The sequence below is a fragment of the Pseudomonas sp. RIT778 genome, assembly GCF_019718735.1.
Lineage (GTDB): Bacteria > Pseudomonadota > Gammaproteobacteria > Pseudomonadales > Pseudomonadaceae > Aquipseudomonas > Aquipseudomonas aphyarum.
On the sequence record NZ_JAIHBA010000018.1, the window covers coordinates 122,494 to 148,006 of the forward strand.

At 59.9% G+C, this 25,513-nt stretch carries 25 protein-coding genes and 1 pseudogene; 16 read left to right on the forward strand and 10 right to left on the reverse strand.

What is annotated here, in order from left to right:
* From K5E37_RS13950 to trpE, 7 genes and pseudogenes are all read left to right on the forward strand, one after another.
* A pseudogene (locus tag K5E37_RS13950) lies at positions 1–112 on the forward strand (ABC transporter substrate-binding protein); the annotation flags it as partial.
* A gap of 141 nt (positions 113–253) precedes the next feature.
* Positions 254–1,501, forward strand: coding sequence for an ABC transporter permease (locus tag K5E37_RS13955; RefSeq protein ID WP_007959935.1), 1,248 nt, complete (start codon positions 254–256; stop codon positions 1,499–1,501).
* 12 nt (positions 1,502–1,513) lie between these two features.
* On the forward strand, positions 1,514–2,338 hold the full coding sequence (locus tag K5E37_RS13960; protein ID WP_011336198.1) for an ABC transporter permease: 825 nt from the start codon (positions 1,514–1,516) through the stop codon (positions 2,336–2,338).
* A gap of 195 nt (positions 2,339–2,533) precedes the next feature.
* Positions 2,534–3,682, forward strand: coding sequence for an iron-containing alcohol dehydrogenase (locus K5E37_RS13965; RefSeq protein ID WP_085609098.1), 1,149 nt, complete (start codon positions 2,534–2,536; stop codon positions 3,680–3,682).
* Positions 3,683–3,796: 114 nt separating this feature from the next.
* Positions 3,797–4,471 (forward strand): ribulose-phosphate 3-epimerase, encoded by a 675-nt coding sequence (rpe, locus tag K5E37_RS13970; RefSeq protein ID WP_007918813.1) that lies wholly within the window; start codon positions 3,797–3,799, stop codon positions 4,469–4,471.
* The gene (locus K5E37_RS13975; protein ID WP_085609099.1) at positions 4,468–5,286 is read left to right on the forward strand and encodes a phosphoglycolate phosphatase; all 819 of its coding nucleotides are present in this window, start codon (positions 4,468–4,470) and stop codon (positions 5,284–5,286) included. The genes rpe and K5E37_RS13975 overlap by 4 nt, the downstream gene beginning before the upstream one ends.
* Positions 5,287–5,357: 71 nt before the next feature.
* Positions 5,358–6,836: an anthranilate synthase component I gene (gene trpE, locus K5E37_RS13980; RefSeq protein ID WP_007956307.1), complete on the forward strand. Its 1,479-nt coding sequence runs from the start codon at positions 5,358–5,360 to the stop codon at positions 6,834–6,836.
* 69 nt (positions 6,837–6,905) lie between these two features.
* On the opposite strand, the gene estP is transcribed toward trpE, so the two are convergent.
* Entirely contained in the window at positions 6,906–8,816 is a 1,911-nt protein-coding gene (estP, locus tag K5E37_RS13985; protein ID WP_221534137.1) for an esterase EstP, read from the reverse strand.
* A 403-nt stretch (positions 8,817–9,219) separates the two neighbouring features.
* Between estP and K5E37_RS13990 the strand changes: the two genes are divergently transcribed.
* From K5E37_RS13990 to K5E37_RS14005, 4 genes are all read left to right on the forward strand, one after another.
* Positions 9,220–9,813: an aminodeoxychorismate/anthranilate synthase component II gene (locus K5E37_RS13990; RefSeq protein ID WP_007956309.1), complete on the forward strand. Its 594-nt coding sequence runs from the start codon at positions 9,220–9,222 to the stop codon at positions 9,811–9,813.
* A gap of 9 nt (positions 9,814–9,822) precedes the next feature.
* Positions 9,823–10,872, forward strand: a complete 1,050-nt coding sequence (trpD, locus tag K5E37_RS13995) for an anthranilate phosphoribosyltransferase (RefSeq protein WP_221534139.1) — start codon at positions 9,823–9,825, stop codon at positions 10,870–10,872.
* Positions 10,869–11,705 carry an indole-3-glycerol phosphate synthase TrpC gene (gene trpC / locus K5E37_RS14000; RefSeq protein WP_007956311.1) on the forward strand — a complete coding sequence of 279 codons (837 nt, stop codon included), beginning with the start codon at positions 10,869–10,871 and terminating at the stop codon, positions 11,703–11,705. Before trpD ends, trpC begins: the two co-directional genes overlap by 4 nt.
* Before the next feature lie 135 nt (positions 11,706–11,840).
* A complete protein-coding gene (locus K5E37_RS14005) occupies positions 11,841–12,539 on the forward strand; it encodes a lipoyl protein ligase domain-containing protein (protein ID WP_221534141.1) in 699 nt (232 codons plus the stop codon).
* Between the two features lie 10 nt (positions 12,540–12,549).
* On the opposite strand, the gene crp is transcribed toward K5E37_RS14005, so the two are convergent.
* Entirely contained in the window at positions 12,550–13,194 is a 645-nt protein-coding gene (gene crp, locus K5E37_RS14010) for a cAMP-activated global transcriptional regulator CRP (protein ID WP_007956313.1), read from the reverse strand.
* A 236-nt stretch (positions 13,195–13,430) separates the two neighbouring features.
* On the opposite strand from crp, the gene K5E37_RS14015 reads away from it, so the two are divergent.
* Both K5E37_RS14015 and speD read left to right on the forward strand, forming a co-directional pair.
* Positions 13,431–13,853, forward strand: a complete 423-nt coding sequence (locus K5E37_RS14015; RefSeq protein ID WP_003228794.1) for an OsmC family protein — start codon at positions 13,431–13,433, stop codon at positions 13,851–13,853.
* Between the two features lie 237 nt (positions 13,854–14,090).
* Positions 14,091–14,885 carry an adenosylmethionine decarboxylase gene (gene speD, locus K5E37_RS14020; RefSeq protein ID WP_007956315.1) on the forward strand — a complete coding sequence of 265 codons (795 nt, stop codon included), beginning with the start codon at positions 14,091–14,093 and terminating at the stop codon, positions 14,883–14,885.
* A gap of 61 nt (positions 14,886–14,946) precedes the next feature.
* On the opposite strand, the gene coq7 is transcribed toward speD, so the two are convergent.
* The 6 genes from coq7 to hemJ form a co-directional block, all read right to left on the reverse strand.
* Positions 14,947–15,594, reverse strand: coding sequence for a 2-polyprenyl-3-methyl-6-methoxy-1,4-benzoquinone monooxygenase (gene coq7 / locus K5E37_RS14025; RefSeq protein ID WP_007956317.1), 648 nt, complete (start codon positions 15,592–15,594; stop codon positions 14,947–14,949).
* Between the two features lie 107 nt (positions 15,595–15,701).
* Positions 15,702–16,040, reverse strand: coding sequence for a histidine triad nucleotide-binding protein (locus tag K5E37_RS14030; RefSeq protein ID WP_007956318.1), 339 nt, complete (start codon positions 16,038–16,040; stop codon positions 15,702–15,704).
* 81 nt (positions 16,041–16,121) lie between these two features.
* On the reverse strand, positions 16,122–16,910 hold the full coding sequence (locus K5E37_RS14035) for an SDR family oxidoreductase (RefSeq protein WP_007956321.1): 789 nt from the start codon (positions 16,908–16,910) through the stop codon (positions 16,122–16,124).
* Positions 16,911–16,971: 61 nt separating this feature from the next.
* Positions 16,972–17,922, reverse strand: a complete 951-nt coding sequence (locus K5E37_RS14040; protein ID WP_221534143.1) for a DUF805 domain-containing protein — start codon at positions 17,920–17,922, stop codon at positions 16,972–16,974.
* Between the two features lie 70 nt (positions 17,923–17,992).
* Positions 17,993–18,961, reverse strand: a complete 969-nt coding sequence (locus K5E37_RS14045) for a nitronate monooxygenase family protein (protein ID WP_007956326.1) — start codon at positions 18,959–18,961, stop codon at positions 17,993–17,995.
* 33 nt (positions 18,962–18,994) lie between these two features.
* Positions 18,995–19,423 carry a protoporphyrinogen oxidase HemJ gene (hemJ, locus tag K5E37_RS14050; RefSeq protein ID WP_007956328.1) on the reverse strand — a complete coding sequence of 143 codons (429 nt, stop codon included), beginning with the start codon at positions 19,421–19,423 and terminating at the stop codon, positions 18,995–18,997.
* Between the two features lie 135 nt (positions 19,424–19,558).
* On the opposite strand from hemJ, the gene argC reads away from it, so the two are divergent.
* Together argC and erpA are read left to right on the forward strand one after the other, a co-directional pair.
* Positions 19,559–20,593, forward strand: a complete 1,035-nt coding sequence (gene argC, locus K5E37_RS14055; RefSeq protein ID WP_115079390.1) for an N-acetyl-gamma-glutamyl-phosphate reductase — start codon at positions 19,559–19,561, stop codon at positions 20,591–20,593.
* A gap of 168 nt (positions 20,594–20,761) precedes the next feature.
* Positions 20,762–21,112 (forward strand): iron-sulfur cluster insertion protein ErpA, encoded by a 351-nt coding sequence (gene erpA / locus K5E37_RS14060; RefSeq protein ID WP_003228776.1) that lies wholly within the window; start codon positions 20,762–20,764, stop codon positions 21,110–21,112.
* 72 nt (positions 21,113–21,184) lie between these two features.
* On the opposite strand, the gene K5E37_RS14065 is transcribed toward erpA, so the two are convergent.
* Both K5E37_RS14065 and K5E37_RS14070 read right to left on the reverse strand, forming a co-directional pair.
* Positions 21,185–22,276: an anhydro-N-acetylmuramic acid kinase gene (locus tag K5E37_RS14065; RefSeq protein WP_221534145.1), complete on the reverse strand. Its 1,092-nt coding sequence runs from the start codon at positions 22,274–22,276 to the stop codon at positions 21,185–21,187.
* Between the two features lie 3 nt (positions 22,277–22,279).
* Entirely contained in the window at positions 22,280–23,704 is a 1,425-nt protein-coding gene (locus K5E37_RS14070; RefSeq protein ID WP_085609106.1) for a peptidoglycan DD-metalloendopeptidase family protein, read from the reverse strand.
* A 210-nt stretch (positions 23,705–23,914) separates the two neighbouring features.
* Here K5E37_RS14070 and tyrS point away from each other — a divergent pair, with 210 nt between their 5' ends.
* Positions 23,915–25,114 (forward strand): tyrosine--tRNA ligase, encoded by a 1,200-nt coding sequence (gene tyrS, locus K5E37_RS14075; RefSeq protein WP_007956332.1) that lies wholly within the window; start codon positions 23,915–23,917, stop codon positions 25,112–25,114.
* Positions 25,115–25,513: the final 399 nt, after the last annotated feature.

Here is a 25,513-nt window from a genome sequence, read left to right on the forward strand (position 1 = left end):
CATGCCGACCACTCCGGAAAACATCGCCAACCAGGTGCAGATCGACGTCAGCTTCTGGGCTGACAACGGCGAGCAACTGGAGCAGCGCTTCAATTCCTGGGCTGCGAAGTAACCAGAGGGCTCGCTCTCCTGTGGGAGCGAGCCTGCTCGCGATTGCGGTGTGTCAGTCGGCATCAATGTTGAATCCGAAGGCGCTATCGCGAGCAGGCTCGCTCCCACATTCTCGATTGATCAAAGATTTGCGGAGTACGTCATGGCCATCGCCGTTCCCCTGAACGAGGGCAACAGCCCCACCTTGAAGCAGCGGCTCAAGCACGCCGAGCGGGTCAACCGCTGGAAGGCCCAGGCGCTGATCGCGCCGCTGGTGCTGTTTCTGTTGCTGGTGTTCCTGGTGCCGATCGTGGCGCTGCTCTATAAAAGCGTCGGCAACCCGGAAGTGGTCGGCGGCATGCCGCGCACCGTGACCGCGATTGCTGCGTGGGACGGCCGCGGCCTGCCCGCAGAACCGGTCTACAAAGCCGCCAGCGAAGACCTCGCCGAAGCGCGCAAAAACCAGACCCTGGGCGATCTGTCCAAGCGTCTGAACATGGAGTTGGCCGGCTATCGCAGCCTGCTGACCAAAACCGCCCGCTCGCTGCCATTCGCCAGCGAACCGGCCTCTTATAAAGAAGCGCTGGAAGGCCTCGACGAGCGTTGGGGCGATCCAGCTTACTGGCAAGCGGTGAAGCGCAATACCAGCAGCATCACCCCGTTCTATCTGTTGGCAGCGGTGGATCATCGCATCGACGACCTCGGCGAAATTGCCCCGGCCACCCCGGATCAGGCGATCTACCTCGACATCTTCGCCCGGACTTTCTGGATGGGCCTGATCATCACCGTGATCTGCCTGGTGCTGGCCTATCCGCTGGCGTACCTGCTGGCCAACCTGCCTTCGCGTCAGAGCAACCTGCTGATGATTCTGGTGCTGCTGCCGTTCTGGACGTCGATTCTGGTGCGAGTCGCCGCGTGGATCGTGTTGCTGCAATCCGGCGGATTGATCAACAGCGCGCTGATGGCGATGGGCATCATCGATAAACCGCTGGAGTTGGTGTTCAACCGCACCGGGGTCTACATCTCGATGGTGCACATCCTGCTGCCGTTCATGATCCTGCCGATCTACAGCGTGATGAAAGGCATCTCGCCGACCTACATGCGTGCTGCGATTTCCCTGGGTTGCCATCCGTTCGCCAGTTTCTGGCGGGTGTACTTCCCGCAGACCTACGCCGGCGTCGGCGCCGGTTGCCTGTTGGTGTTCATCCTCGCCATCGGCTACTACATCACCCCGGCGCTGCTCGGCAGCCCGAACGATCAGATGGTCAGCTACTTCGTTGCGTTCTACACCAACACCAGCATCAACTGGGGCATGGCCACTGCGCTCGGCGGGCTGTTGCTGCTGGCGACCGTGGTGCTTTATCTGATCTACAGCTGGCTGGTGGGCGCCAGTCGCCTGCGCCTGAGCTAAGGGGAATTTGAAATGCTGAGTCCTTATATGTCGCCCGTCGAGCGGGTGTGGTTCTACAGCTTGCGGATCCTCTGCGGCTTGATCCTGTTGTTTCTGATCCTGCCGGTGCTGGTGATCGTGCCGCTGTCGTTCAACTCGGGCAGTTTTCTGGTGTATCCGCTGCAGGGATTTTCGCTGCACTGGTATCAGGACTTCTTCGCTTCGGCGGAATGGATGCGCTCGCTGAAGAACAGCATCATCGTCGCCCCGGCCGCGACCGTGCTGGCAATGGTGTTCGGCACGCTGGCGGCCATAGGCCTGACCCGTGGCGACTTCCCCGGCAAGCCGCTGGTGATGGCGCTGGTGATTTCGCCGATGGTGGTGCCGGTGGTGATAATCGGTGTGGCCAGTTACCTGTTCTTTGCGCCGCTGGGGCTGGGCAACAGTTTCTTCTCGCTGATCGTGGTGCACGCGGTGCTCGGTGTGCCGTTCGTGATCATCACGGTGTCGGCGACGTTGCAGGGGTTCAACCATAACCTGGTGCGGGCGGCGGCCAGTCTTGGCGCCTCGCCGCTGACCACGTTCCGTCGGGTGACCTTGCCGCTGATTGCGCCGGGGGTGATTTCCGGTGCGCTGTTTGCCTTTGCGACCTCGTTCGATGAAGTGGTGGTGACGCTGTTTCTTGCAGGTCCCGAGCAGGCGACGTTGCCTCGGCAAATGTTCAGCGGGATTCGCGAGAACCTGAGCCCGACGATTGCGGCGGCGGCGACTCTGCTGATTGCCTTCTCGGTGATTCTGTTGCTGACGCTGGAATGGTTGCGTGGACGTAGCGAGAAACTGCGTACCGCTCAGGTCTGAACCCCCTCGATGATTGTTCCCTCGCTCCGCATTCCAGCTTCCGAATGGAACGCGGAGCGTCCCTGGCTGCATTCCCACGCAGAGCGTGGGAACGATCATCCGGGTTGTCTGCCATTCATGCGCTGAATGACAGACAACCCGAATTCCCCAGCTACGCTTGTGCTCAGCTCCCACATCTATAAGAGGCTGCGCACGATGAGTCTTTCCTCGTTCAAGATTGCTCACAAACTGATCACCGGCGCCGGGGCCATCGAGCAACTCGCGGCCGAGCTCACGCGGCTGGACATCGACAACCCGCTGATCGTCACCGATGCTGCGCTGGTCAAGTCCGGCACGGTGGAGCTGGCGCTGGCGCAAATCGGTGAGCGCGAGTACGAAATCTTCGACCGCGTGTTGCCCGATCCGGAAATCGCCATCGTCGAGGATTGCATGCGTGTCTACCGCGAAGGCGGGCATGACGGGCTGATCGGCCTCGGTGGCGGCAGTGCCATCGACATCGCCAAGAGTGTTGCCGCCTATGCCGGTTATCACGGTGCGCTGGAAGACCTGTTCGGCGTCGATCAGGTGCCGCGCAAAGGCCCGCCGCTGATCGCCATCCCGACTACCGCCGGCACCGGTTCCGAAGTGACCAACGTCGCCATTCTTTCGGACAAGGTCGCGCAACTGAAGAAAGGCATCGTCAGCGATTACCTGTTGCCGGACGTGGCGCTGGTCAGCCCGCAGATGACCCTGACTTGTCCACGCAGCGTGACGGCCGCCAGCGGCGTCGATGCGCTGGTGCATGCCATCGAGTCCTATCTGTCACTGAATGCCTCGCCGATCACCGATTCGCTGGCCATCGGCGCAATCAAGTTGATCGCCCGATCCTTGCCCAAGGCCTACGCCAATCCCTCCAACCTGCAGGCCCGGGAAGACATGGCCACCGCCAGCCTGATGGCCGGCATGGCGTTCGGCAATGCCGGGGTCGGCGCGGTGCATGCGCTGGCGTATCCGCTGGGCGGGCGTTTCAACATTGCCCACGGCGTCAGCAATGCGTTGCTGCTGCCGTATGTCATGACCTGGAACAAGATGGCCTGCGTCGAGCGGATGCAGGATATCGCCGAAGCCATGGGGGTGAAGACCGGTCATCTGAGTCTCAACGAGGCCGCCGACAGTGCGGTCGCGGCGATGACCGAACTGTGCGCAGCGGTAGAAATCCCGCTGGGCTTGCGCAGTTTCGGCGTGCCCGAAGAGGCGATCCCGGCCATGGCCGTAGAGGCCGCCGGCATCGAGCGCCTGATGCGCAACAACCCGCGCAAGCTCAGCGCCGCCGACATCGAGAAGATCTACCGGGCGGCGTACTGAGAAACTGTCGGCCGCCGGTCATGGCACAACCCAATCATCGCGGTCACGGTGCGCGCGCGGAAACTTGAGGTATACAATGCGCGCCATCGTGATTTAGCTCAGAAAAGGTGCGTCATGCAGCCCTTCGTTATTGCTCCGTCGATTCTCTCCGCCGACTTCGCCCGCCTGGGCGAGGAAGTGGACAACGTTCTGGCCGCCGGTGCCGACTTCGTCCACTTCGATGTCATGGACAACCACTACGTACCGAACCTGACCATCGGCCCGATGGTCTGCGCCGCGCTGCGCAAGTACGGCGTGACCGCGCCGATCGACGCGCACCTGATGGTCAGCCCGGTGGATCGCATCGTCGGCGACTTCATCGAGGCCGGCGCCACCTACATCACCTTCCACCCGGAAGCCACGTTGCACGTCGATCGTTCGCTGCAACTGATCCGTGAAGGCGGCTGCAAATCCGGTCTGGTGTTCAACCCGGCGACCCCGCTGGACGTGCTCAAGTACGTGATCGACAAGGTCGACATGGTCTTGCTGATGAGCGTCAACCCGGGCTTCGGCGGGCAGAAGTTCATTCCCGGCACCCTCGATAAGCTGCGCGAAGCGCGGGCGATCATCGATGCGTCGGGCCGTGACATCCGCCTGGAAATCGATGGCGGCGTCAACGTCAACAACATCCGTGAAATCGCTGCCGCTGGCGCCGACACTTTTGTGGCCGGCTCCGCGATCTTCAATGCGCCGAACTATCAGGAAGTCATCGACAAGATGCGTTCCGAACTGGCGCTGGCTCGCCCATGAGCGGTTTTGAGCAGCTGTTCCCGGGGCAACTGCCGCGGTTGGTGATGTTCGATCTGGATGGCACGCTGATCGATTCGGTACCCGACCTGGCGGCGGCAGTGGATAACATGCTGCTCTCCCTCGGGCGCAAGCCTGCCGGTATCGAGTCGGTGCGCGAGTGGGTCGGCAACGGTGCGCCGGTGCTGGTGCGCCGCGCGTTGGCCGGCGGCATCGATCATTCCTCCGTGGATGACGTCGAAGCCGAGCATGCGCTGGAGGTTTTCATGCAAGCCTACGGCGCCAGCCATGAGCTGACCGTGGTCTATCCCGGCGTGCGCGATACCCTGAAATGGCTGCACAAGCAGGGCGTGGCCATGGCGCTGATCACCAACAAGCCGGAGCGCTTCGTTGCGCCGCTGCTGGATCAGATGAAGATCGGCCGCTACTTCAAGTGGATCATCGGCGGCGACACCCTGCCGCAGAAGAAGCCCGATCCGGCGGCGCTGTTCTTTGTCATGAAGATGTCCGGTATCCCGGCCTCGCAATCGCTGTTCGTCGGCGATTCGCGCAGCGACGTGCTGGCGGCGAAAGCAGCGGGGGTCAAATGCGTCGGGCTGAGTTATGGCTACAACCATGGCCGGCCGATTGCCGAGGAATCCCCGGCGCTGGTGATCGACGATCTGCGCAAGCTAATTCCCGGTTGCCTGGATACGGCCGCTGAGATAACGTTGCCCGACGCTTCTCAATCCCCTTCTGGAAACGCCATCGTGGTGGTCACCCGCAAACTCTGGATGAAAGTCATCAAGGCCCTGGCCCGCTGGCGTTGGCGCGCCTGACTTGTTCCTGGCCGGCCTGCCGGCGCGTTTGCACACCTGACTGATTTGCCCCTCACACCACGAGGCACCCTATGATCCGCGAAGAATTCCTGCGTCTGGCCGCTGACGGCTACAACCGCATCCCGCTGGCCTGCGAAACCCTGGCCGACTTTGACACGCCGCTGTCGATCTACCTGAAACTGGCCGACCAGCCCAACTCCTACCTGCTCGAATCGGTGCAGGGCGGCGAGAAATGGGGCCGTTACTCGATCATCGGCCTGCCGTGCCGCACCGTGCTGCGGGTTCACGATCATCACGTCAGCATCACCGTCGATGGCGTCGAGACCGAAAGCCACGATGTCGAAGACCCGCTGGCCTTCGTCGAAACCTTCAAGGCCCGCTACAACGTGCCGACCATTGCCGGTCTGCCGCGCTTCAACGGCGGCCTGGTCGGCTACTTCGGTTACGACTGTGTGCGTTATGTAGAGAAGCGCCTCGGCAAATGCCCGAACCCGGATCCGCTGGGCGTGCCGGACATTTTGCTGATGGTCTCCGATGCGGTGGTGGTGTTCGACAACCTCGCCGGCAAGATGCACGCGATCGTGCTGGCCGACCCGGCACAGGCCGATGCCTACGAGCAGGGCCAAGCGCAATTGCAGCAACTGCTGGAAAAACTGCGTCAGCCGATCACCCCGCGTCGTGGCCTGGATTTCAGCAAGCAGCAGGCGGCCGAGCCGGTGTTCCGCTCCAGTTTCACCCAGGACGACTACGAAAAAGCTGTCGACACCATCAAGGAATACATCCTCGCCGGTGACTGCATGCAGGTCGTGCCGTCCCAGCGCATGTCGATCGACTTCAAGGCGGCGCCGATCGATCTTTATCGCGCACTGCGTTGCTTCAACCCGACGCCGTACATGTACTTCTTCAACTTCGGCGATTTCCACGTCGTCGGCAGTTCGCCGGAAGTGCTGGTGCGGGTCGAAGACAACCTGATCACCGTGCGCCCGATTGCCGGCACCCGTCCTCGCGGGGCGACCGAAGAGGCGGACGTGGCGCTGGAAGAAGACCTGCTGTCCGACGACAAGGAGATCGCCGAGCACCTGATGCTGATCGACCTCGGTCGCAACGACACCGGGCGCGTTTCGGAAATCGGTTCAGTGAAACTTACGGAGAAGATGGTCATCGAGCGTTATTCCAACGTGATGCACATCGTGTCCAACGTCACCGGTCAATTGAAAGCCGGGCTGACGGCGATGGACGCGCTGCGGGCGATCCTGCCGGCGGGCACCTTGTCCGGCGCGCCGAAGATCCGCGCGATGGAAATCATCGACGAACTGGAGCCCGTCAAGCGTGGCGTGTATGGCGGCGCGGTCGGTTACTTCGCCTGGAACGGCAACATGGACACCGCGATTGCGATCCGTACCGCCGTGATCAAGAACGGCGAGCTGCACGTGCAGGCCGGTGGCGGCATCGTCGCCGACTCGGTGCCGGCGCTGGAGTGGGAAGAAACCATCAACAAGCGTCGGGCGATGTTCCGTGCCGTTGCATTGGCCGAGCAAACCCCGGACTGAGTGATTGATGACTCAGCCATAAAAAAACGCGGCGCCTGTGAGGGCGCCGCGTTTTTTATGGCCTGCGAATCAGAAGTCGAGCGCTACGCCGACGTTGATCCCTTGCTGGGTAAAGTCGTCATCCTTGCGGATGTCGTAGCTGGCGCGCAATGCCAGATCCTTGGTGAGGTTGTGGCTCACGCCCAGGTTCAGGCGGTTCAGGTTGGTTTGAGGGGCATAGCCGGCCAGGGTGTAGCGGTTGTTCGGCAGGCTGTTGAGGTTCATCGTCACATTCTGGGTGTCGTCGTTGTACTCGCGCTCATGGGCCAGTTCGCCGAACACCTGGGTCTGCGAGGTGATCTGGTACTTGCCCTGGATCCCGAGACCGAGACGGCGGGAGATGCGCGACTGGTCATCGAACGTCAGTGCGGTGGAGTCGGCGCCATTTTCCGAGTAACCATCGACTTCAACCTTGGCGAAATCCGCACTGACGAATGGAGACAGGTGCCATGGGCTGCTCGCTTCTGGCGCAATGTCGTAACCCACGCGTCCGCTGAAGGCCAGAACATAGCCGTCGGTGTCGCCTTTTTCGCCGCGTTCGTTGACCCCCAGCTGGAATTTGCGTTTGAGGCTGTCGTAATCCAGATGCCCGGCGGTCACGGCGGCGTCACCCCACCAGCGGTTCTGCTGGTACTGGGCGAATGCGGTGCCCAGATAAGTGTTCAGCTTGTAGTCCGAGTCGTTGTCGCCGGCCTCGAGTTTCTGATTGTAGAAACCGGCCGCCACACCCACGCGCCATGCGTCGTTGAGACGGTAGCTGCCGCCGATGTTCAGGTTGTAACCGTTGCCGTCGGCGCTGGCGCCGCTGCGTTGGCTGTCGAAATCCTGATGCTGGCCGCCACCGGCGACAATTGCCCGCCATTGGCCAACGGCCTGCCAGTTTTCCCAATCCGCCAGCAACTGATTGCGCAGTTCATCCTGATGCGAGCGCAGGGTGCCTTGAGCCATTTGCGGCAACAGGGTCGCTTCCCATGGCGCGGCCAGCAACGAGTAGGCGTAATCGGCAATCAGGCGCTGCCCGGCTTCGGTCGGGTGGACGGCATCGTTGTAGATCAGCTTGGTCGGATCCGGGGTGGCGCTGTTGATCCCGTACCGCGCGTTCTCCGTGCAGTTGTTGCCGCTGAAGCAGGTACCGACCAGGTTCTGGTCAGTGGCCAGGCCGAACTGCGCCGGATTGGCGAATGCCTCTTTGAGCAGAACCGGGACGTTCAGCGGGATGACGTTGGCATTGACGCTCTGCAACTGGCTGACCAGCTCGGTGTTGAACTGGGCGCTGAGTTGCGAGGTGAAGGCTTGTAGCGGCGAGCCGTTGATGGCCGGGGTCAGGCCGATGTCCGGCAACAGCCAGACCATGATGTAGCGGGCGCCGGCGCCTTGCAGCGTGCGTACGCTGTCGACCAGTCGATCGACGGCGGCATTCGCCTGAGGAAGACTGGTGACGCGGCCCTGGAGGAAGTCGTTGCCACCCCCGGTCAGGTAATACAGGGCATTCGGGTCGGCGCGGAAACCGTTCGACGGCAGATAACCGGCGCGGGTGCGTTCGCCGGTGGCGGACTGGCTGGTGATCGAGTCGAGAATCTGGTCGGTGCGGTAACCGCCGACAGCCCAGTTGTTGCCATCCGGCAAGCCTTGGTCGGGGCGTACTGTAGAAGACGAGGAGGCGGTCTGGTCCGGGGTGAAGCCGAGACGGCCGCCGAGCAATTGGGTGGCGTTGAGGGAGTAGAACTCACCGCTGCCGTCCTGATAGTTCGGGCCCGTGCGGTTGGTGAAGCGTTCGCCCGACCCGGCGGGACCGCCGCTGTCGGTGAAGGTCCCCGCGTCGCTGAGGCTGTCGCCGAAGACCACGAAATTCGAATAGGGATTGGGTGCGGCGTTCGCCTGGGCGCAGGCCATCGCGAGCAGGCATCCGGCGAGCGGTACAAACAACGTCTGTTTGATCATGAGCAAGTCCGTTTATTTATTGTTGTAGTGAACGAAACGACAGTACCAAAAACTTCCGGCGTTTTGCCATCGGTCGTCAACCCTCCCATTGTTTTATCCCCCACGGCCCCGGCCATATTGCACGCTCCGCCCAGCTAAGTTACTGTGCCGAAACGTATGAACGAGACCTTCCCCGTGTTGATCACCAGCAAACTTCTGGATCAAGTCATCAAGGCACACGCCCGCTGGCGTTGGCGCGCCTGAATCTTTTCTGCCGGCCCCGCCGGATCTGTATCGCTTTGCCTTCCTTGCCCGTTTGAAATGCCGCTGTGCCGATGCGACCTGCGCGTCCGCCAGTGTGCAGCGCCCTGGCAAGTCATTCGAAGGCTGTCTTCATGTCAGAATTCAAGAGGTTCGAAACGCCATGTTGCTGATGATCGACAACTACGACTCCTTTACTTACAACGTTGTGCAATACCTCGGCGAGCTGGGTGCCGAGGTCAAGGTGGTGCGCAACGACGAACTGACCATCGCCGAAATCGAAGCGCTCAACCCTGAGCGGATCGTGGTTTCCCCGGGCCCGTGCACACCGACCGAAGCCGGCATTTCCATCGAAGCCATCAAGCATTTCGCCGGCAAACTGCCGATCCTCGGTGTCTGCCTCGGTCACCAGTCCATCGGCCAGGCTTTTGGCGGCGATGTCGTCCGCGCTCGCCAGGTGATGCACGGTAAGACTAGTCCGGTATTCCACGAGGACAAGGGCGTGTTTGCCGGGCTGAACCGCCCGCTGACCGTCACCCGCTATCATTCCCTGATCGTCAAACACGAAACGTTGCCCGATTGCCTGGAGCTGACGGCGTGGACCCAGCACGATGACGGTTCGGTCGACGAAATCATGGGCCTGCGTCACAAGACCCTGAACATCGAGGGCGTACAGTTCCACCCGGAATCGATCCTCACCGAGCAGGGCCATGAACTGTTCGCCAACTTCCTCAAACAAACCGGCGGCACGCGCTAAGGACTTTCCATGAATATCAAGACAGCCCTGAGCCGTATCGTCGATCACCTCGACCTCAGCACCGATGAAATGCGCGACGTGATGCGCGAAATCATGACCGGCCAATGCACGGACGCGCAGATTGGCGCGTTCATGATGGCGATGCGCATGAAGAGCGAGAGCATCGACGAGATCGTCGGTGCCGTGTCGGTAATGCGCGAGCTGGCGGACAAGGTCGAACTCCAGACCCTCGACCGCGTGGTCGATGTGGTCGGTACCGGCGGTGACGGGGCAAACATTTTCAACGTGTCGACCGCATCTTCCTTTGTGGTCGCTGCGGCTGGCTGCACCGTGGCCAAGCACGGTAACCGCGCGGTATCGGGCAAGAGCGGCAGTGCCGATCTGCTGGAAGCCGCCGGCATCTACCTCAACCTGACCCCGGTTCAGGTGGCGCGCTGCATCGACAACGTCGGCATCGGTTTCATGTTTGCCCAGACTCACCACAAAGCCATGAAGTATGCCGCCGGCCCGCGTCGCGATCTCGGCCTGCGCACGCTGTTCAACATGCTCGGCCCGCTTACGAATCCGGCCGGTGTGAAACATCAGGTGGTGGGCGTGTTCACCCCGGCGCTGTGCCGGCCGTTGGCTGAAGTCTTGCAGCGTCTGGGCAGCAAGCACGTGCTGGTGGTGCATTCGAAAGACGGTCTGGACGAATTCAGTCTGGCGGCGCCGACGTTTGTCGCCGAGCTGAAGAACGATCAAATCACCGAATATTGGGTCGAGCCGGAAGATCTGGGCATGAAGAGCCAGAGCCTGCACGGCCTGTCGGTCGAAGGCCCGGAAGCGTCGCTGGCGCTGATCCGCGATGCACTGGGCAAGCGCAAGACCGAGAACGGTCAGAAGGCTGCAGAAATGATCGTGCTCAATGCCGGTGCGGCGCTGTACGCCGCCGACCTGGCGACAAGTCTGAAAGAGGGCGTGGCACTGGCCCACGACGCTCTGCACACCGGTCTTGCTCGGGAAAAACTCGAGGAGTTGGGTGCCTTTACCGCGGTATTCAAAGTGGAGAATGAGGGATGAGTGTACCGACGGTTCTGGAAAACATTCTGGCCCGCAAGGTTCAGGAAGTCGCCGAGCGTAGCGCCCGTGTGAGCCTGAGCGAGCTGGAAAGTCTGGCCAAGGCGGCCGATGCACCCCGTGGTTTTGCCCAGGCACTGCTGGCGCAGGCCAAGAAGAAACAGCCGGCAGTGATCGCCGAGATCAAGAAGGCGTCGCCGAGCAAGGGCGTGATCCGCGAGAATTTCGTGCCTGCCGACATCGCCAAAAGCTACGAGAAGGGCGGGGCGACCTGCCTGTCGGTGCTGACCGACATCGACTACTTCCAGGGCGCCGATGCTTACCTGCAACAGGCCCGCGCGGCGTGCTCGCTGCCGGTGATCCGCAAGGACTTCATGATCGATCCGTACCAGATCGTTGAAGCCCGTGCGCTGGGCGCCGATTGTGTGTTGTTGATCGTCTCCGCACTGGATGACGTGAAAATGGCCGAACTGGCGTCGGTCGCCAAAGACGTCGGCCTCGATGTGCTGGTGGAAGTGCACGACGGCGATGAGCTGGAGCGCGCGCTGAAAACCCTCGACACGCCGCTGGTCGGGGTCAATAACCGCAACCTGCACACCTTTGACGTGAGCCTGGAAACCACTCTCGACCTGCTGCCGCGCATTCCGCGCGATCGTCTGGTCATCACCGAGAGCGGCATCCTCAACCGTGCCGATGTCGAGCTGATGGAAATCAGCGACGTTTACGCGTTCCTGGTCGGCGAAGCGTTCATGCGCGCCGAAAGCCCTGGCATCGAACTGCAGCGTCTGTTCTTCCCTGAGCGCGGCGTTCCGGTGAGCGGTTCGACCCTCGACTGATTCATTCAGACCGAGTCGAATCATTCGCGGGCAAGCCCGCTCCCACAGGAGAACTGCATTCCTGATGTGGGAGCGGGCTTGCTCGCGAAGAGGCCATAAGATTCACCACAGACTAATCGTCTAACGGACTTCTTTATGACTCCAGTTTCCCTGACCATCGAAGCCGGCCTGCAAGCCGAACAGGATCTACTGGCCTCGGTCTGCGCCGGTGATGCCGAATTTGGCCTGCTGTTCTGGCAGCCCAGCGATCGCGCTTTGGTCATGCCGCGCCGTTTGAACCGCTTGCCCGGATTCGATCACGCCTGCGAAGTCTCCGCTGCTGCCGGTTGGCCGGTGTTGCTGCGTGAAACCGGCGGCGAACCGGTTCCGCAATCGGCTTCCACCATCAATATTGCACTGGTCTACGCACCGCCTCGCAGCGAAGGTGATCTGAACCGCATCGAAACCGGTTACCGGCGGCTATGCGATCCGATCTGTGAGTTGCTGGATGAGTTGGGTGGCACTTCGTCGCTGGGGGAAATCGACGGTGCATTCTGCGACGGTCGCTTCAACGTCAATCTCGACGGTCGCAAGATGGTCGGCACCGCTCAGCGCTGGCGCCAGAGTCAGGGGGGGCAGCGTCCGGTGGGGTTGGTGCACGGGGCGATGCTGGTGGATGACGAACGTGAGTCGATGGTTGCGGCGGTCAACCGCTTCAACGAAACGTGTGGTCTGGAGCAGCGGGTACGTGCCGCCAGCCACATCGCTCTGCATGAAAAATTCCCGGCGCCCCATGCACTGGCGCGTCTCGATGAGCTCTTTCGTTTGATGCTGGCGCAGATCTACGCCGGCTGAGCTTTGGAACTCAGCGAGTGCCGAAGACCACCATGGTCTTGCCTTTCACATCCACCAGGTTGCGTTCCTCAAGATCCTTGAGCACGCGACCGACCATCTCTCGCGAACAACCGACAATCCGGCCGATTTCCTGACGGGTCACCTTGATCTGCATGCCGTCCGGGTGAGTCATCGCATCCGGTTGTTTGCACAGCTCCAGCAAGCAGCGGGCGACACGACCGGTGACGTCGAAGAACGCCAGGTCGCCGACCTTGCGTGTGGTGTTGCGCAGACGTTGTGCGATTTGTCCGCTGAGGACGTAAAGAATGTCTGGATCCTGTTGCGACAGTTCGCGGAACTTGGTGTAGCTGATTTCCGCCACTTCGCATTCAACCTTGGCCCGCACCCAGGCGCTGCGCTGCTGTTCCTGGCCGGCTTCTTCGAACAGACCCAGCTCGCCGAAGAAGTCCCCGGCATTCAGGTAGGCGATGATCATCTCGCGGCCGTCGTCGTCCTCGATCAGGATCGTGACCGAGCCCCGGATGATGAAGTACAGCGTGTCGGAGCGATCCCCGGCGCAGATGATGTTGCTCTTGGCCGCGTGACGCCGGCGCTGGCAATGCATCAGCAGCTTGTCGAGGTTCTTGATTTTGGGTGTGGGGGTAATACCAACCATGGTTGTATCCCGAAAAGACTGCACGGTTATATTTGGTTTTTATATGAGGCGCTGAGGCGGTCGCTACACAGTCTGGCGAAGGCGCCAGTGAATTGGCGCCAGCTTACCAGACACTTCGTCGAAATTTCGAGAAATCACCTACGTCAAAGGTGCATTCGTCCCAGGAACGTGCTCGCTGTCCGGGCGGGGCCCTGTGCTAAGCTGGCGACCCTTTTTTCTACAGTGGAGTCTTGGCGATGAAGGCACGCATCCAATGGGCTGGCGAAGCCATGTTCCTCGGCGAATCCGGCAGCGGTCATGTCGTGGTCATGGACGGTCCGCCGGACGCCGGTGGTCGTAACCTGGGTGTCCGCCCGATGGAAATGCTCCTGCTGGGCGTCGGCGGTTGCAGCAATTTCGACGTGGTCAGCATCTTGAAGAAGTCCCGTCAGGCCGTTGAAAGCTGCGAAGCCTTTCTGGAAGCCGAGCGTGCGACCGAAGATCCGAAAGTGTTCACCAAGATCCACATGCACTTCGTGGTCAAGGGCCGTGGCCTGAAAGAAGCCCAGGTCAAACGCGCCATCGAACTGTCTGCCGAGAAGTATTGCTCGGCCTCGATCATGCTCGGCGCGGCCGGCGTAGCGATCACCCACGACTACGAAATCGTTGAACTCGGCTGAGCCGACATTCAACTATCATAAAAGCAGTGCAGACTCTGGCGATCCCCCGCTGACGTCTGCATAATGCGCCACTTTTTTCAGGGCCGTGATCAGTCAACCGACGGGTCATCCGCCTGAACAGATAACCAAAATCGCCATCGCGAAGAGGTGTTAACCGTCCTACGCAGGTGCGTTGTTCGCACTTGACGGGCATGCTTGATCACGCGGCCGTGCCGCATACATAGAGAGTTTTTAACGGTGAAAAGCAAACTCAAGCTCCACGGGTTCAATAACCTGACAAAGACCTTGAGCTTCAACATCTATGACATCTGCTACGCGGAAACCCCGCAAGACCAGCAGGCATACGTCGAGTACATCAATCAAGAGTACAACGCCGAACGCCTGACGCAGATCCTCACGGAAGTTGTCGAAATCATTGGTGCCAACATTCTGAACATTGCGAGTCAGAACTATGAGCCTCAGGGTGCCAGCGTCACGATTCTGATCTCGGAAGAGCCGGTGACCCCGACCGAAAGCCAGATCGAAGAGTCCCCGGGCCCGTTGCCCGAAATCATCCTGGCCCACCTCGACAAGAGCCACATCACGGTGCATACCTACCCGGAAATCCATCCGGACGCCGGTATCGCGACCTTCCGTGTGGACATCGACGTGTCGACCTGTGGTGTCATTTCACCGCTCAAAGCGCTCAACTTCCTCATTCACCAGTTCGATTCGGACATCGTGACCGTGGATTACCGTGTGCGCGGCTTCACCCGTGACGTTGAAGGCAACAAGCACTTCATCGACCACGAGATCAACTCGATCCAGAACTACCTCTCCGAAGACACTCGCGACGCGTACCAGATGACTGACGTGAACGTGTACCAGGAAAACCTGTTCCACACCAAAATGCTGCTGAAGAACTTCGAACTGGACAACTACCTGTTCGGCGATGCCACCAGCAACCTGTCGTCTGAGCAACGCGCTCAGGTGACCGAGCGTGTGAAACACGAAATGCTGGAAATCTTCTACGCGCGCAATATGCCGAGCTAAGAAGTCCGGGCACAAAAAAAGGCGACTGCTTTGCGGCAGTCGCCTTTTTTATGGGCGTTTTTCAGATCCGGTAAGTGCTCTTGGTCATCACTTTGGCCAACAGGCTCATGCCGAACTTCACTGGCGCCGGGAAGCGGAAACCGCCGGCCTCCAGTGCGCTTTCCGCGTGATGTTCTTCATCTATACGCATCTGCTCCAGAATTGCCCGGGATTTTTCGTCCTCGGCCGGCAGTTGTTCCAGATGCTCGTTCAGGTGTTTGCAGACTTGATGCTCTGTGGCGGCAACAAATCCGAGGCTGACCTTGTCGCTGATCAGCCCGGCGACAGCGCCGATGCCGAACGACATACCGTAGAACAGTGGGTTGAGCACACTGGTGTGGCTGCCCAACTGGTGAATGCGCTGCTCGCACCAGACCAGATGATCAATCTCTTCTTCGGCCGCATGCTCCATGGCCTCGCGCACCTGTGGCAGCTTGGCGGTCAGCGCCTGGCCCTGATACAGCGCCTGGGCGCAGACTTCACCGGTATGGTTGATGCGCATCAGACCGGCTACGTGGCGGGTGTCTTCATCGCTCATCTGCACATCGGGCTGCACGATCGCCGGCGACGGACGGTACGGCTGACCGCTGAAGGGCAGCAAGGTACGCATCGCGGCATCGGCTTGCAGCAGAAGACGATCAATGGGCGAGTAGTGACGTTGGGTAGTCATGCTGACCTCCGGGAAGAATCTCGGCGGCCAGTTTAACCGAATCGGCCGGGGAAGGTTTGCGCTGGGTCATGTGGGAGCAGGGCGCTCCCACCGATCTCTGGGTTCAATCAGCCCGGAGGCCAGTTCATCTGGCGTTGACCGAGCACGTGCATGTGAATGTGGTAGACCGTCTGCCCGCCCATTTCATTGCAGTTCATCACCACCCGGAAGCCTTCCTCGCACCCCAGTTCCAGCGCCAGACGCTGGGCGGTGAACAGGATATGCCCGGCCAGTGCCTTGTCGTCTTCGGTCAGGTCGTTGAGGGTACGCACCGGTTTCTTCGGGATCACCAGAAAATGCACCGGTGCCTGTGGGGCGATGTCGTGGAACGCCAGAACCTGGTCGTCCTCGTAGATGATCTTCGCCGGGATTTCCCGGTTGATGATCTTGGTGAACAGAGTATCCACAGCTGTTTTCTCCGTTGTTTGGGCTGGTCTGAGTGTACTCATAGGAGGATTAGCCCGCCCAGTGTTTTGCCGTAGGGCTTTTCAGCGCGGGCAGTAAGCCTTGTTGACCATGCCGACAATCGTGCGATTGAGCCAGCGCGAACCGAGCCGAGGCAGAAAGGCGAACCAGCGGTTTCGGCGTCCTGGAATGATGATTGCGCGGTTTTTCTCCAGGGCGCGCACGGTATACAGCGCGACCTCCTCGGGACTCATCAGCAGTTTGCTCGCGTTGAGCTTGTCGTTGTTCAGTTGCGCGGTGCGAAAGAATGCGGTGCGGGTCGGGCCGGGGCAGAGCACCGACACCTTGACCGCACACTTCTTCAATTCCACCCGCAGCGCTTCCGAGAAGTGCAGGACATACGCCTTGCTGGCGTAGTAGGTGCTCATCCAGGGCCCGGGGTTGAAGGCCGCCACCGACGCGACATTGAGAATCTGCCCGCCGCCCTGCAACGCCATGCTGTTGCCGATGGCATGGCAGAGGCGGGTGAGGGCGAGGATGTTCACTTCGATCAGGTCCTGTTCGGTCATCCAGTCCTGGGCCAGGAACGGGCCACAAGTACCGATGCCGGCGCAATTGACCAACAGATCGATCTGCCGGTCGCCTTCTTCAAGCTCCAGCAGAAAACCGGACAGGCGCAGCGGCTCGCCGAGGTCGCAGGCGCGGAACAGCACTTCAACGCCGAAGCGCTGGGTCAGTTCAATCGCAATGCTTTCCAGCTGATCACGCTGGCGAGCCACCAGAATCAGGCTACGGCCGCGGCGCGCCAGGGCTTCGGCCATGGCCAGGCCGATGCCGCTGGAGGCGCCGGTGATCAGAGCGTAACGGGTCATGCAAATCTCCATCGCAACAGCGCCGCGCCGTGGACGCAGGTGTCACGGCGGGGAGCGTTGTTCATTCTTTCGCAGATTCTACAGGGGCGAGGGCGGCTTCGGCTGCATCGTCTGCCGAATTCGCGGCGGGCTCGACTTCCACATCGATTTCATCGGTGGTCACCGAACCGCTCTCGTAGCTGCTTTCAAGACTGCTTTCGTATTCCTGCTGGATGGCTGTGATCCCGCCCAGCATGCCGCCCATGAAAAACAGTCCGATAAACACGATCCACAGCGAGCACAGCACTTTGACTGCCGTGCTGTTCGGCGGAGGTGGTGGGCCATAGCGGTTGGCGCCGGTATTGCCCGGCACGATCATGATCACCAGCGGGAAGAAACTGCCCACGAACGGCACCAGCGTCAGCAGCCAGAGCCACCCGGACCAGCCGATATCGTGCAGGCGCTGGATGCTGAACAGGATCCCGACAATCGCGAAGGCCAGAAACAGGAAGAAAGCGAGGAGACCGCCGATGATCAGGCCGGTCGTCGAGTCGGCGCTCACCAGGCCCAGACCGATCAACGCGAACACGCTGACGATTGGCAGGGCGACCAGGCTCAACACCATCGACCATGCCAGGTAGCGCAAGCGGCCGATCCGGCCTTCAACGCTGAGCGGCTTTAGAGGCGCGAATGCCGGCAGGTTTTCACCGACGGCGGCGCGAGGGGGCGCATAAGGTGAATCGGGTTCGGTGACGGCGGCGCTTTGCTCGTGGACATCCGACAGGTTCAGTTCGATGGGCGTTTCGGTTTCGATCCGGGCATCGATCCCTGTCTTCCCCAGCGCTTGCAGGTAGGTCTGCGCATCGCTGTGGGACAGATCACGCTTGAGCGCGACGGTGCGACCATTGAACAGGCGCTCGATGGCGGCGACATCGCTTTTGAACAGATCGGCCAGGTTGAGCTTGGCCGTGGTGATATCGACGCCGGGCTGGAGCGCGCCGTCGAAAACGATCTTGTAACGGGGTTCGCTCATGGCCGAGGCATCCTTGTCGCGAGATAAATTGAGTCTAAGGCCAGTCAGACAGCGACTGGCCGGGTTTCATTCAACGTGGCCAGCGTTTCGGCAGTTGCGCTGCGTGCTCCAGGGCCTGGCGGTATTCGGCATCTAGACGCGCCACCAGTTGATCCACGCTTGGCAGATCGTCGATCTGGCCTACGCCTTGGCCCGCAGACCACACGGTTTTCCAGGCCTTGGCTTCGTCGTTGATCGGCTTGAGCTTGTCGCCGAAATTCACTTCACCCTTGCCTTGCAGGGCTGCCATGTCGAAACCGGCGGCCTCCAGGCTTTGACGCATGAAACTGGCCGGTACACCGGACACGGCAGGAGTATGAATGATGTCGGCGGCTTTGGCAGTCAGCAGCATCTCCTTATAGGCGTCAGGCGCATGACTTTCAGTAGTACCGATAAATCGCGTGCCGAAGTAGGCCAGATCCGCGCCGAGCAGTTGTGCGGCGAGAATCTCATGTCCATGGTTCAAACATCCTGCAAGCAACAGGGTCTTGTCGAAAAACTCGCGGATCTCGGCGATCAGCGAAAACGGGCTCCAGGTCCCGGCGTGCCCACCGGCACCGGCTGCAACAGCGATCAAACCATCGACACCGGCCTCCGCGGCTTTTTCGGCATGGCGGCGGGTCGTCACATCGTGGAAGACCAGGCCGCCGTAACTGTGCACGGCGTCTACCACTTCCTTCACTGCGCCGAGGCTGGTGATGACGATGGGCACCTTGTGCTCGACGCAGATGTTCAGATCCGCCTCCAGACGCGGATTGCTCTTGTGAACAATCAGGTTTACCGCGTACGGCGCCGGGTTCTCCAATGTCGCCAGCCCCGCTTCGATCTGCTCCAGCCAGGCCTTGAACCCGCTGCTTTCGCGTTGGTTCAGCGCCGGGAAGCTGCCAACTACGCCGTTACGGCAGCACGCCAGCACCAGTTCAGGATTGGAGATCAGAAACATCGGCGCCGCCACTACGGGCAGGCGCAGACGTTGTTCGAGCAGAGCGGGCAGCGACATCGGAAGTACCCCGGAAAGTTGTATTTGTTGAAGTTAGAACGGCTTGACCACGACCAGAATTACGATAGCCAGCAGTATCAGAACCGGCACTTCATTGAACCAGCGATAAAAGACATGGCTGCGGGTGTTCTCGCCACGGGCAAAACGTTTTACCTGCGCGCCGCACATGTGGTGGTAACCGATCAACAGCACGACCAGGGTCAGTTTCGCGTGGATCCAGCCACCGCTGCTAAAGATGCTCGGGTTGAGATAGATCAGCCAGCCGCCGAAGATCAGCGCGGCGATCATCGCCGGGCCCATGATGCCGCGATACAGCTTGCGCTCCATGATGCTGAAGCGTTCCTTGCTGATCGTGTCTTCACTTTGCGCGTGATAAACGAACAGTCGCGGCAGATAGAACAGCCCGGCAAACCAGCACACGATGCTGACGATATGAAGCGCTTTGATCCACAGATAGAGCATTTTTGGTTATTCCCTGATTCACGGTAGGCCGGATAGTAGAGGCTTGAGCGTCCGCACGTCACCTTGACGGTTGTCGCAGGGGCGCGCGGCCCCTATTATCGACGGCTTTCCAGTGGGTTCGTTGAGGGCAGGTTTATGGTCAAGGTCGGTATCGTCGGCGGCACGGGTTACACCGGTGTCGAACTGCTGCGTCTGTTGGCACAGCATCCGCAGGCGGAAGTGGTAGTGATTACTTCCCGATCCGAGGCCGGTCTGGCCGTGGCTGATATGTATCCGAACCTGCGCGGCCACTACGACGGTCTCGCATTCAGCGTGCCGGACATCAAGACCCTGGGCGCTTGCGACGTGGTGTTCTTCGCCACTCCGCACGGCGTTGCCCACGCACTGGCCGGCGAATTGCTGGCGGCCGGCACCAAGGTCATCGACCTGTCGGCAGACTTCCGTCTGCAGGACGCCGATGAATGGGCCAAGTGGTACGGCCAGCCGCACGGCGCGCCGGAGCTGCTGGACGAAGCGGTTTACGGCTTGCCGGAAGTCAATCGTGAGCAGATCAAGAAAGCACGCCTGATCGCGGTGCCGGGTTGTTATCCGACTGCGACGCAGCTGGGTTTCCTGCCGTTGCTTGAAGCAGGTATTGCCGACGCTTCGCACCTGATCGCCGACTGCAAGTCCGGTGTCAGCGGTGCCGGTCGTGGCGCTGCGGTAGGCTCGCTGTACTCCGAGACGTCGGAAAGCATGAAGGCCTATGCGGTGAAAGGTCACCGTCATCTGCCGGAAATTCGTCAGGGGCTGCGTCGTGCTGCAGGCAAGGACGTCGGTCTGACTTTTGTGCCGCATCTGACGCCGATGATCCGTGGCATTCACTCCACGCTCTACGCGACTGTAGTGGATCGCTCGGTGGATCTGCAGGCGCTGTTCGAGAAGCGTTATGCCAATGAGCCGTTCGTCGATGTGATGCCGGCCGGCAGTCATCCGGAAACCCGCAGCGTGCGTGGCGCCAACGTCTGCCGCATCGCGGTTCACCGTCCACAGGATGGTGATCTGGTGGTGGTGCTGTCGGTGATCGACAATCTGGTCAAGGGCGCGTCGGGTCAGGCGGTGCAGAACATGAACATCCTGTTCGGGCTGGATGAGCGCTTTGGTCTGTCCCACGCCGGCATGCTGCCGTAACGACTGATCTTGCTTGGTAAAAAGGCCCGTCTAACGGGCCTTTTTGCATTCTGGTCGGTTGATCAGCTTTATTGATATACCGTAACAATAGTTGACCGATTTTCTAGGACAAGCGGATAATGCGCGTCATCACGCATTATGGCGGCGTAACGCCGGGAGATAGTCAGCATGAGCGTCGAATCCTTCACCCCCACGGCTTTGCAATTCACTCAAGGTGCCGCGCACAAGGTGAAGAGCCTGGTCGATGAAGAGGGGAATGATCGCTTGAAGCTGCGCGTATTCGTTACGGGCGGCGGTTGTTCAGGGTTTCAGTACGGCTTCACCTTCGATGAAGATGTGGCCGAGGACGACACCATCGTCGAGCGCGAAGGCGTCAGTCTGGTGGTCGATCCGATGAGCTTCCAGTACCTGGCAGGTGCCGAGGTGGATTATCAGGAAGGTCTGGAAGGTTCGCGTTTCGTGATCAAGAACCCGAATGCCACCACCACTTGTGGTTGCGGCTCCTCGTTCTCGATCTGATCGCGCTTCACCGAACACAATAAAACGCCGCAGAACCTCACGGTTCTGCGGCGTTTTGTTATCTGGGATTTGTCAGTTGGGGTAGATGGCGCCGAGTACGCGCAGACCTTTGGCGCCGGTGACGCTCGGGCGGTTGGCGGCAATGCCTTCCAGACAGCAGTGGGCCAGCCAGGCGAAGGCCATGGCCTCGACCCAGTCCGGATCGACGCCGTGCGTCGCGGTGCTGGCGACCTTGGCGTTGGGTAGCAGGTCGGCCAAGCGCTTCATCAGCATGGCGTTGTGGGCGCCGCCCCCGCATACCAAGAGCTCTTCGGTATTCGATTGAGCGTTTTGCAGCGATTCGACGATGGTCAGCGCCGTCAGTTCGAGCAGTGTGGCCTGTACGTTTTCGGGTGCGAAACCTGGCAGGCGCGACAGTTGCTGCTCCAGCCAGGGCAGGTTGAAAACTTCGCGGCCGGTGCTCTTTGGGCCTTGGGTCACGAAAAACGGATCGCTGAGCAGGGCTTTCAGCAGGGTCGGCTCGACCTTGCCGCTGGCTGCCCACTGCCCGTTACGGTCGTAGTTCTCGCCCCGTTGCTGATGAATCCACGCATCCATCAGCACATTCCCCGGCCCGCAGTCGAAACCGGCTACAGGCTTGTTCGGCTCGATCAGACTGAGATTGCTGAAACCGCCGACATTCAGGACCGCGCGGTTGCCGATATGCTCTTCGAATAGCGCTTCATGAAAGGCAGGAACCAGCGGAGCGCCCTGGCCGCCGGCGGCCACATCGCGGCTGCGGAAGTCGCTGACGACTGTAATGCCGGTCAGTTCGGTCAGCAGAGCGGGGTTGCCGATCTGCACAGTGAAACCGCGCGCAGGTTCGTGGCGAATGGTCTGGCCGTGGCTGCCGATCGCGCGAATGGCTTCAGGCTTGAGCTGTTGCTGTTCGAGGAGGGCATGGATCCCTTGCGCGGCGAGCTTCACCCAGTTCTGCTGGGCAATCGCCGAACGGGCGATTTCGTCAGGGCCGCTGGCGCACAAGCCAAGCAGCTCGGCGCGCAGGGTATCTGGCATGGGAATGTAGTGCGTGGCGACCAGATTGATCGCCGAGGATTGCTCGATCAGGGCGATGTCCAGCCCGTCGAGACTGGTGCCGGACATCACGCCGATATAAAGAGCCATGGCTTAACGTTTGCTCGAAGCCAGCATGGTGGCCTTTTCCTGGTCCATACGAGCCATCAACGGCTGGCTCTGCGCCAGGAAGCGAGCGCGTTCGGATTTGGCGATCGGGTCGGCCATCGGCAACTTCTGGCCCAATGGATCGACGTGAACACCGTTGACCTGGAACTCATAGTGCAGGTGCGGGCCGGTGGACAGGCCGGTGGTGCCGATGTAACCGATCACCTGGCCCTGTTTGACGGTGCCGCCGGTCTTCACGCCCTTGGCGAAGCCCTGCATGTGGCCATACAGCGTACGGTAAGTGTTGCCGTGCTGGATGATCACGGTGTTGCCGTAACCGCCGCGACGGCCGGCCAGCAGCACTTTGCCGTCGCCGGCAGCCTTGATTGGCGTACCGCGTGGAGCGGCGTAGTCGACGCCTTTGTGGGCGCGGATCTTGTTGAGGATCGGGTGTTTGCGGCCCATGGAAAACTTGGAGCTGATGCGAGCGAAGTCCACCGGTGTACGGATGAACGCCTTGCGCATGCTGTTGCCATCGGCGGTGTAGTAGCTGCTGTTGCCCTGCTTGTTGGTGTAACGCACTGCGGTGTAAGTCTTGCCGCGGTTGGTGAAGCGGGCGGACAGGATCGGACCGTTGCCAACGGCTTTGCCGTTGACCACTTTCTGTTCATAGATCACATCGAACTCATCGCCCTGACGGATATCCTGAGCGAAGTCGACGTCGTAGCCGAACACGCTGGCCATGTCCATGGTCAGGCTGTGGGACAGGCCTGCGCGGGCGGCGGACTGCGACAGCGAGCTGTTGATCACACCGTGTACATAGGCGGTGCGAACAGTCGGTTTGGCGGTAACGCGGTTGAACACATAACCCTTGTCGTTCTTGGTCAGGGTGATGGTTTCAACGTCGCTGACCTTGCTGTGAAGGTTGGTCAACTGGCCTTGTGGATTCAATTCGAATTCGAGTTTCTGGCCATGTTTGAGCTGACTGAATTGCTTGGCTTGTTTATCGCTGGCCAGCACTTCATGGACGGCTGCGGCCGGTAGGCCGACTTTCTCGAACAGTGTAGAAAGCGTATCGCCCTTGGAGACGATCACTTCCCTGTGATTTGGAGCCTTCTTTTCTTCAGCTACCGGTGTCGGCGCTGGTGCAGCCTGAGCGGTTTCCTGCGCCTCTTCGGCGCTATTTTCGATCTGCGCGAAAGGGGAGGCTACGGACTCATTTGTGGCTTGAGCTGCGTCGGCAGCGTCTTGATCTTGTGTCAGTTGTTCAGCAGGACTTTCCAGTTCAAGGCTCAGCGTCGTCTTTTTGGCTTCAACATCACTGGATGGAAACACTAGGAGCGCCAGGCTGAGAAGGGCGGCGATACCACTCGCGGCGAGCAGGTGGGTCTTCGGGTAAAGCGGTGGCGCTTTAGACGGTTCAGTGGTCATAAGTAATTTGACTTTGAAAAAGATGAATTGGAAAAGATGAATGACATGATGAAGATGAAATAACTGTATAAAATATAACCAAATCATCCCTGAAGCAAGTCTGTGGACGCCCTGTCTGTGGATTGGCGTCCGTGCGCCGGGCAAAACTTGTATTTGGTGCGCGATCTTGTATGGTTGGTTCCCTTTGAATCTGAGCCTTGCGGGTCTGTTATGAAGTCGGTTGAAGAGCAGCTAGCGCTGATTAAACGTGGTGCGGAAGAACTGTTGGTCGAGTCCGAGCTGATCGAAAAGCTCAAGCGTGGCCAGCCGCTGCGAATCAAGGCCGGCTTCGATCCAACTGCGCCGGATCTGCACCTTGGTCACACTGTGCTTATTAATAAGCTGCGCCAGTTCCAGGAGCTGGGGCATCAGGTGATCTTCCTTATTGGTGATTTCACCGGAATGATCGGTGACCCGAGCGGCAAGAGCGCCACGCGTCCTCCTTTGACCCGTGAGCAGGTTCTGGAAAACGCCGAGACCTACAAGACTCAGGTGTTCAAGATTCTTGACCCGGCGAAAACCGAAGTCGCGTTCAACTCCACCTGGATGGATCAGATGGGGCCTGCGGACTTTATTCGTCTGACTTCGCAGTACACCGTTGCTCGTATGCTCGAGCGTGATGACTTCGACAAGCGCTACACCACCAATCAGCCGATTGCCATTCACGAATTCCTCTATCCGCTGGTGCAGGGTTATGACTCGGTTGCTTTGCGCGCTGACGTTGAGCTGGGTGGTACCGATCAGAAGTTCAACCTGCTAATGGGGCGTGAGCTGCAGCGTGGTTATGGCCAGGAAGCGCAGTGCATTCTGACGATGCCGTTGCTTGAAGGTCTGGATGGCGTGAAGAAGATGTCCAAGTCGCTGGGCAACTACGTCGGTATCCAGGAAGCGCCGGGTGTCATGTACAGCAAGCTGGTCTCGATTCCTGATGCGTTGATGTGGCGCTACTTCGAGTTGCTCAGCTTCCGTTCGATGGATGAGATCAATGCGTTCCGTGCTGATGTAGAGGCGGGCGCTAATCCTCGCGATATCAAGATCAAGCTGGCCGAAGAGATTGTTGCGCGCTTCCACGGTGAAGAGGCTGCGGCCAATGCTCACCGTGGTGCGGGTAACCGTATGAAAGATGGTGAGTTGCCGGATGATCTGCCAGAGGTCGAGTTGACTGCTTCCGAGGATATGCCGATTGCTGCTGTCCTTAATAAGGCCGGTCTGGTGAAGAACTCGGCGGCTGCTCGTGATCTGCTGGCCTCCGGTGGTGTGCGTGTAGATGGTGAGGTGGTTGATCGTTCCTTTATATACGTACTGGGCGCGACTCACGTTTGTCAGGCCGGCAAGAAGGCTTTTGCACGGATTTCGCTGAAATCTGAGTAAAGTTGAAATAAGGGGTTGACGGCGAATTCCAGAGGTCTATAATTCGCCCCACTTCCGGCGCAGTCGAAACGGAAAACTCCTTGAGATTCAATGAGTTAAGTAAGTTTCGAAGGTGGGTTGCTTCAGTTCATCGAAGCCTGGAAGGAGTTGGAATTGCCGGCTTGTTCGGTGCTTCAACGGTTCGATCTTCTCGGTCGAAAGCGGAGAAAAAGAGGTGTTGACAGCAGCGTGTAACGCTGTAGAATTCGCCTCCCGCTAACGAGAGATCGGAGGCGCAAGTGGTTGAAGTTGTTGAAGAAATCTTCGAAAACTTCTGAAAATAATCACTTGACAGCAAATGAGGCTGCTGTAGAATGCGCGCCTCGGTTGAGACGAAAGATCTTAACCAACCGCTCTTTA

What these genes read in the sequence shown, in the direction of transcription:
- hemJ (WP_007956328.1), bottom strand. Translation starts at nt 19,423, where the DNA reads ATGCTCTATCTGTGGATCAAAGCGCTTCATATCGTCAGCATCGTGTGC.
- K5E37_RS13975 (WP_085609099.1), top strand. Translation starts at nt 4,468, where the DNA reads ATGAGCGGTTTTGAGCAGCTGTTCCCGGGGCAACTGCCGCGGTTGGTG.
- trpD (WP_221534139.1), top strand. Translation starts at nt 9,823, where the DNA reads ATGAATATCAAGACAGCCCTGAGCCGTATCGTCGATCACCTCGACCTC.
- K5E37_RS14005 (WP_221534141.1), top strand. Translation starts at nt 11,841, where the DNA reads ATGACTCCAGTTTCCCTGACCATCGAAGCCGGCCTGCAAGCCGAACAG.
- crp (WP_007956313.1), bottom strand. Translation starts at nt 13,194, where the DNA reads ATGGTTGGTATTACCCCCACACCCAAAATCAAGAACCTCGACAAGCTG.
- tyrS (WP_007956332.1), top strand. Translation starts at nt 23,915, where the DNA reads ATGAAGTCGGTTGAAGAGCAGCTAGCGCTGATTAAACGTGGTGCGGAA.
- K5E37_RS13960 (WP_011336198.1), top strand. Translation starts at nt 1,514, where the DNA reads ATGCTGAGTCCTTATATGTCGCCCGTCGAGCGGGTGTGGTTCTACAGC.
- K5E37_RS14065 (WP_221534145.1), bottom strand. Translation starts at nt 22,276, where the DNA reads ATGGCTCTTTATATCGGCGTGATGTCCGGCACCAGTCTCGACGGGCTG.
- K5E37_RS14070 (WP_085609106.1), bottom strand. Translation starts at nt 23,704, where the DNA reads ATGACCACTGAACCGTCTAAAGCGCCACCGCTTTACCCGAAGACCCAC.
- coq7 (WP_007956317.1), bottom strand. Translation starts at nt 15,594, where the DNA reads ATGACTACCCAACGTCACTACTCGCCCATTGATCGTCTTCTGCTGCAA.
- K5E37_RS14040 (WP_221534143.1), bottom strand. Translation starts at nt 17,922, where the DNA reads ATGAGCGAACCCCGTTACAAGATCGTTTTCGACGGCGCGCTCCAGCCC.
- estP (WP_221534137.1), bottom strand. Translation starts at nt 8,816, where the DNA reads ATGATCAAACAGACGTTGTTTGTACCGCTCGCCGGATGCCTGCTCGCG.
- rpe (WP_007918813.1), top strand. Translation starts at nt 3,797, where the DNA reads ATGCAGCCCTTCGTTATTGCTCCGTCGATTCTCTCCGCCGACTTCGCC.
- K5E37_RS13990 (WP_007956309.1), top strand. Translation starts at nt 9,220, where the DNA reads ATGTTGCTGATGATCGACAACTACGACTCCTTTACTTACAACGTTGTG.
- K5E37_RS14045 (WP_007956326.1), bottom strand. Translation starts at nt 18,961, where the DNA reads ATGTCGCTGCCCGCTCTGCTCGAACAACGTCTGCGCCTGCCCGTAGTG.
- trpC (WP_007956311.1), top strand. Translation starts at nt 10,869, where the DNA reads ATGAGTGTACCGACGGTTCTGGAAAACATTCTGGCCCGCAAGGTTCAG.
- erpA (WP_003228776.1), top strand. Translation starts at nt 20,762, where the DNA reads ATGAGCGTCGAATCCTTCACCCCCACGGCTTTGCAATTCACTCAAGGT.
- argC (WP_115079390.1), top strand. Translation starts at nt 19,559, where the DNA reads ATGGTCAAGGTCGGTATCGTCGGCGGCACGGGTTACACCGGTGTCGAA.
- trpE (WP_007956307.1), top strand. Translation starts at nt 5,358, where the DNA reads ATGATCCGCGAAGAATTCCTGCGTCTGGCCGCTGACGGCTACAACCGC.
- K5E37_RS14035 (WP_007956321.1), bottom strand. Translation starts at nt 16,910, where the DNA reads ATGACCCGTTACGCTCTGATCACCGGCGCCTCCAGCGGCATCGGCCTG.
- K5E37_RS13965 (WP_085609098.1), top strand. Translation starts at nt 2,534, where the DNA reads ATGAGTCTTTCCTCGTTCAAGATTGCTCACAAACTGATCACCGGCGCC.
- K5E37_RS13955 (WP_007959935.1), top strand. Translation starts at nt 254, where the DNA reads ATGGCCATCGCCGTTCCCCTGAACGAGGGCAACAGCCCCACCTTGAAG.
- K5E37_RS14015 (WP_003228794.1), top strand. Translation starts at nt 13,431, where the DNA reads ATGAAGGCACGCATCCAATGGGCTGGCGAAGCCATGTTCCTCGGCGAA.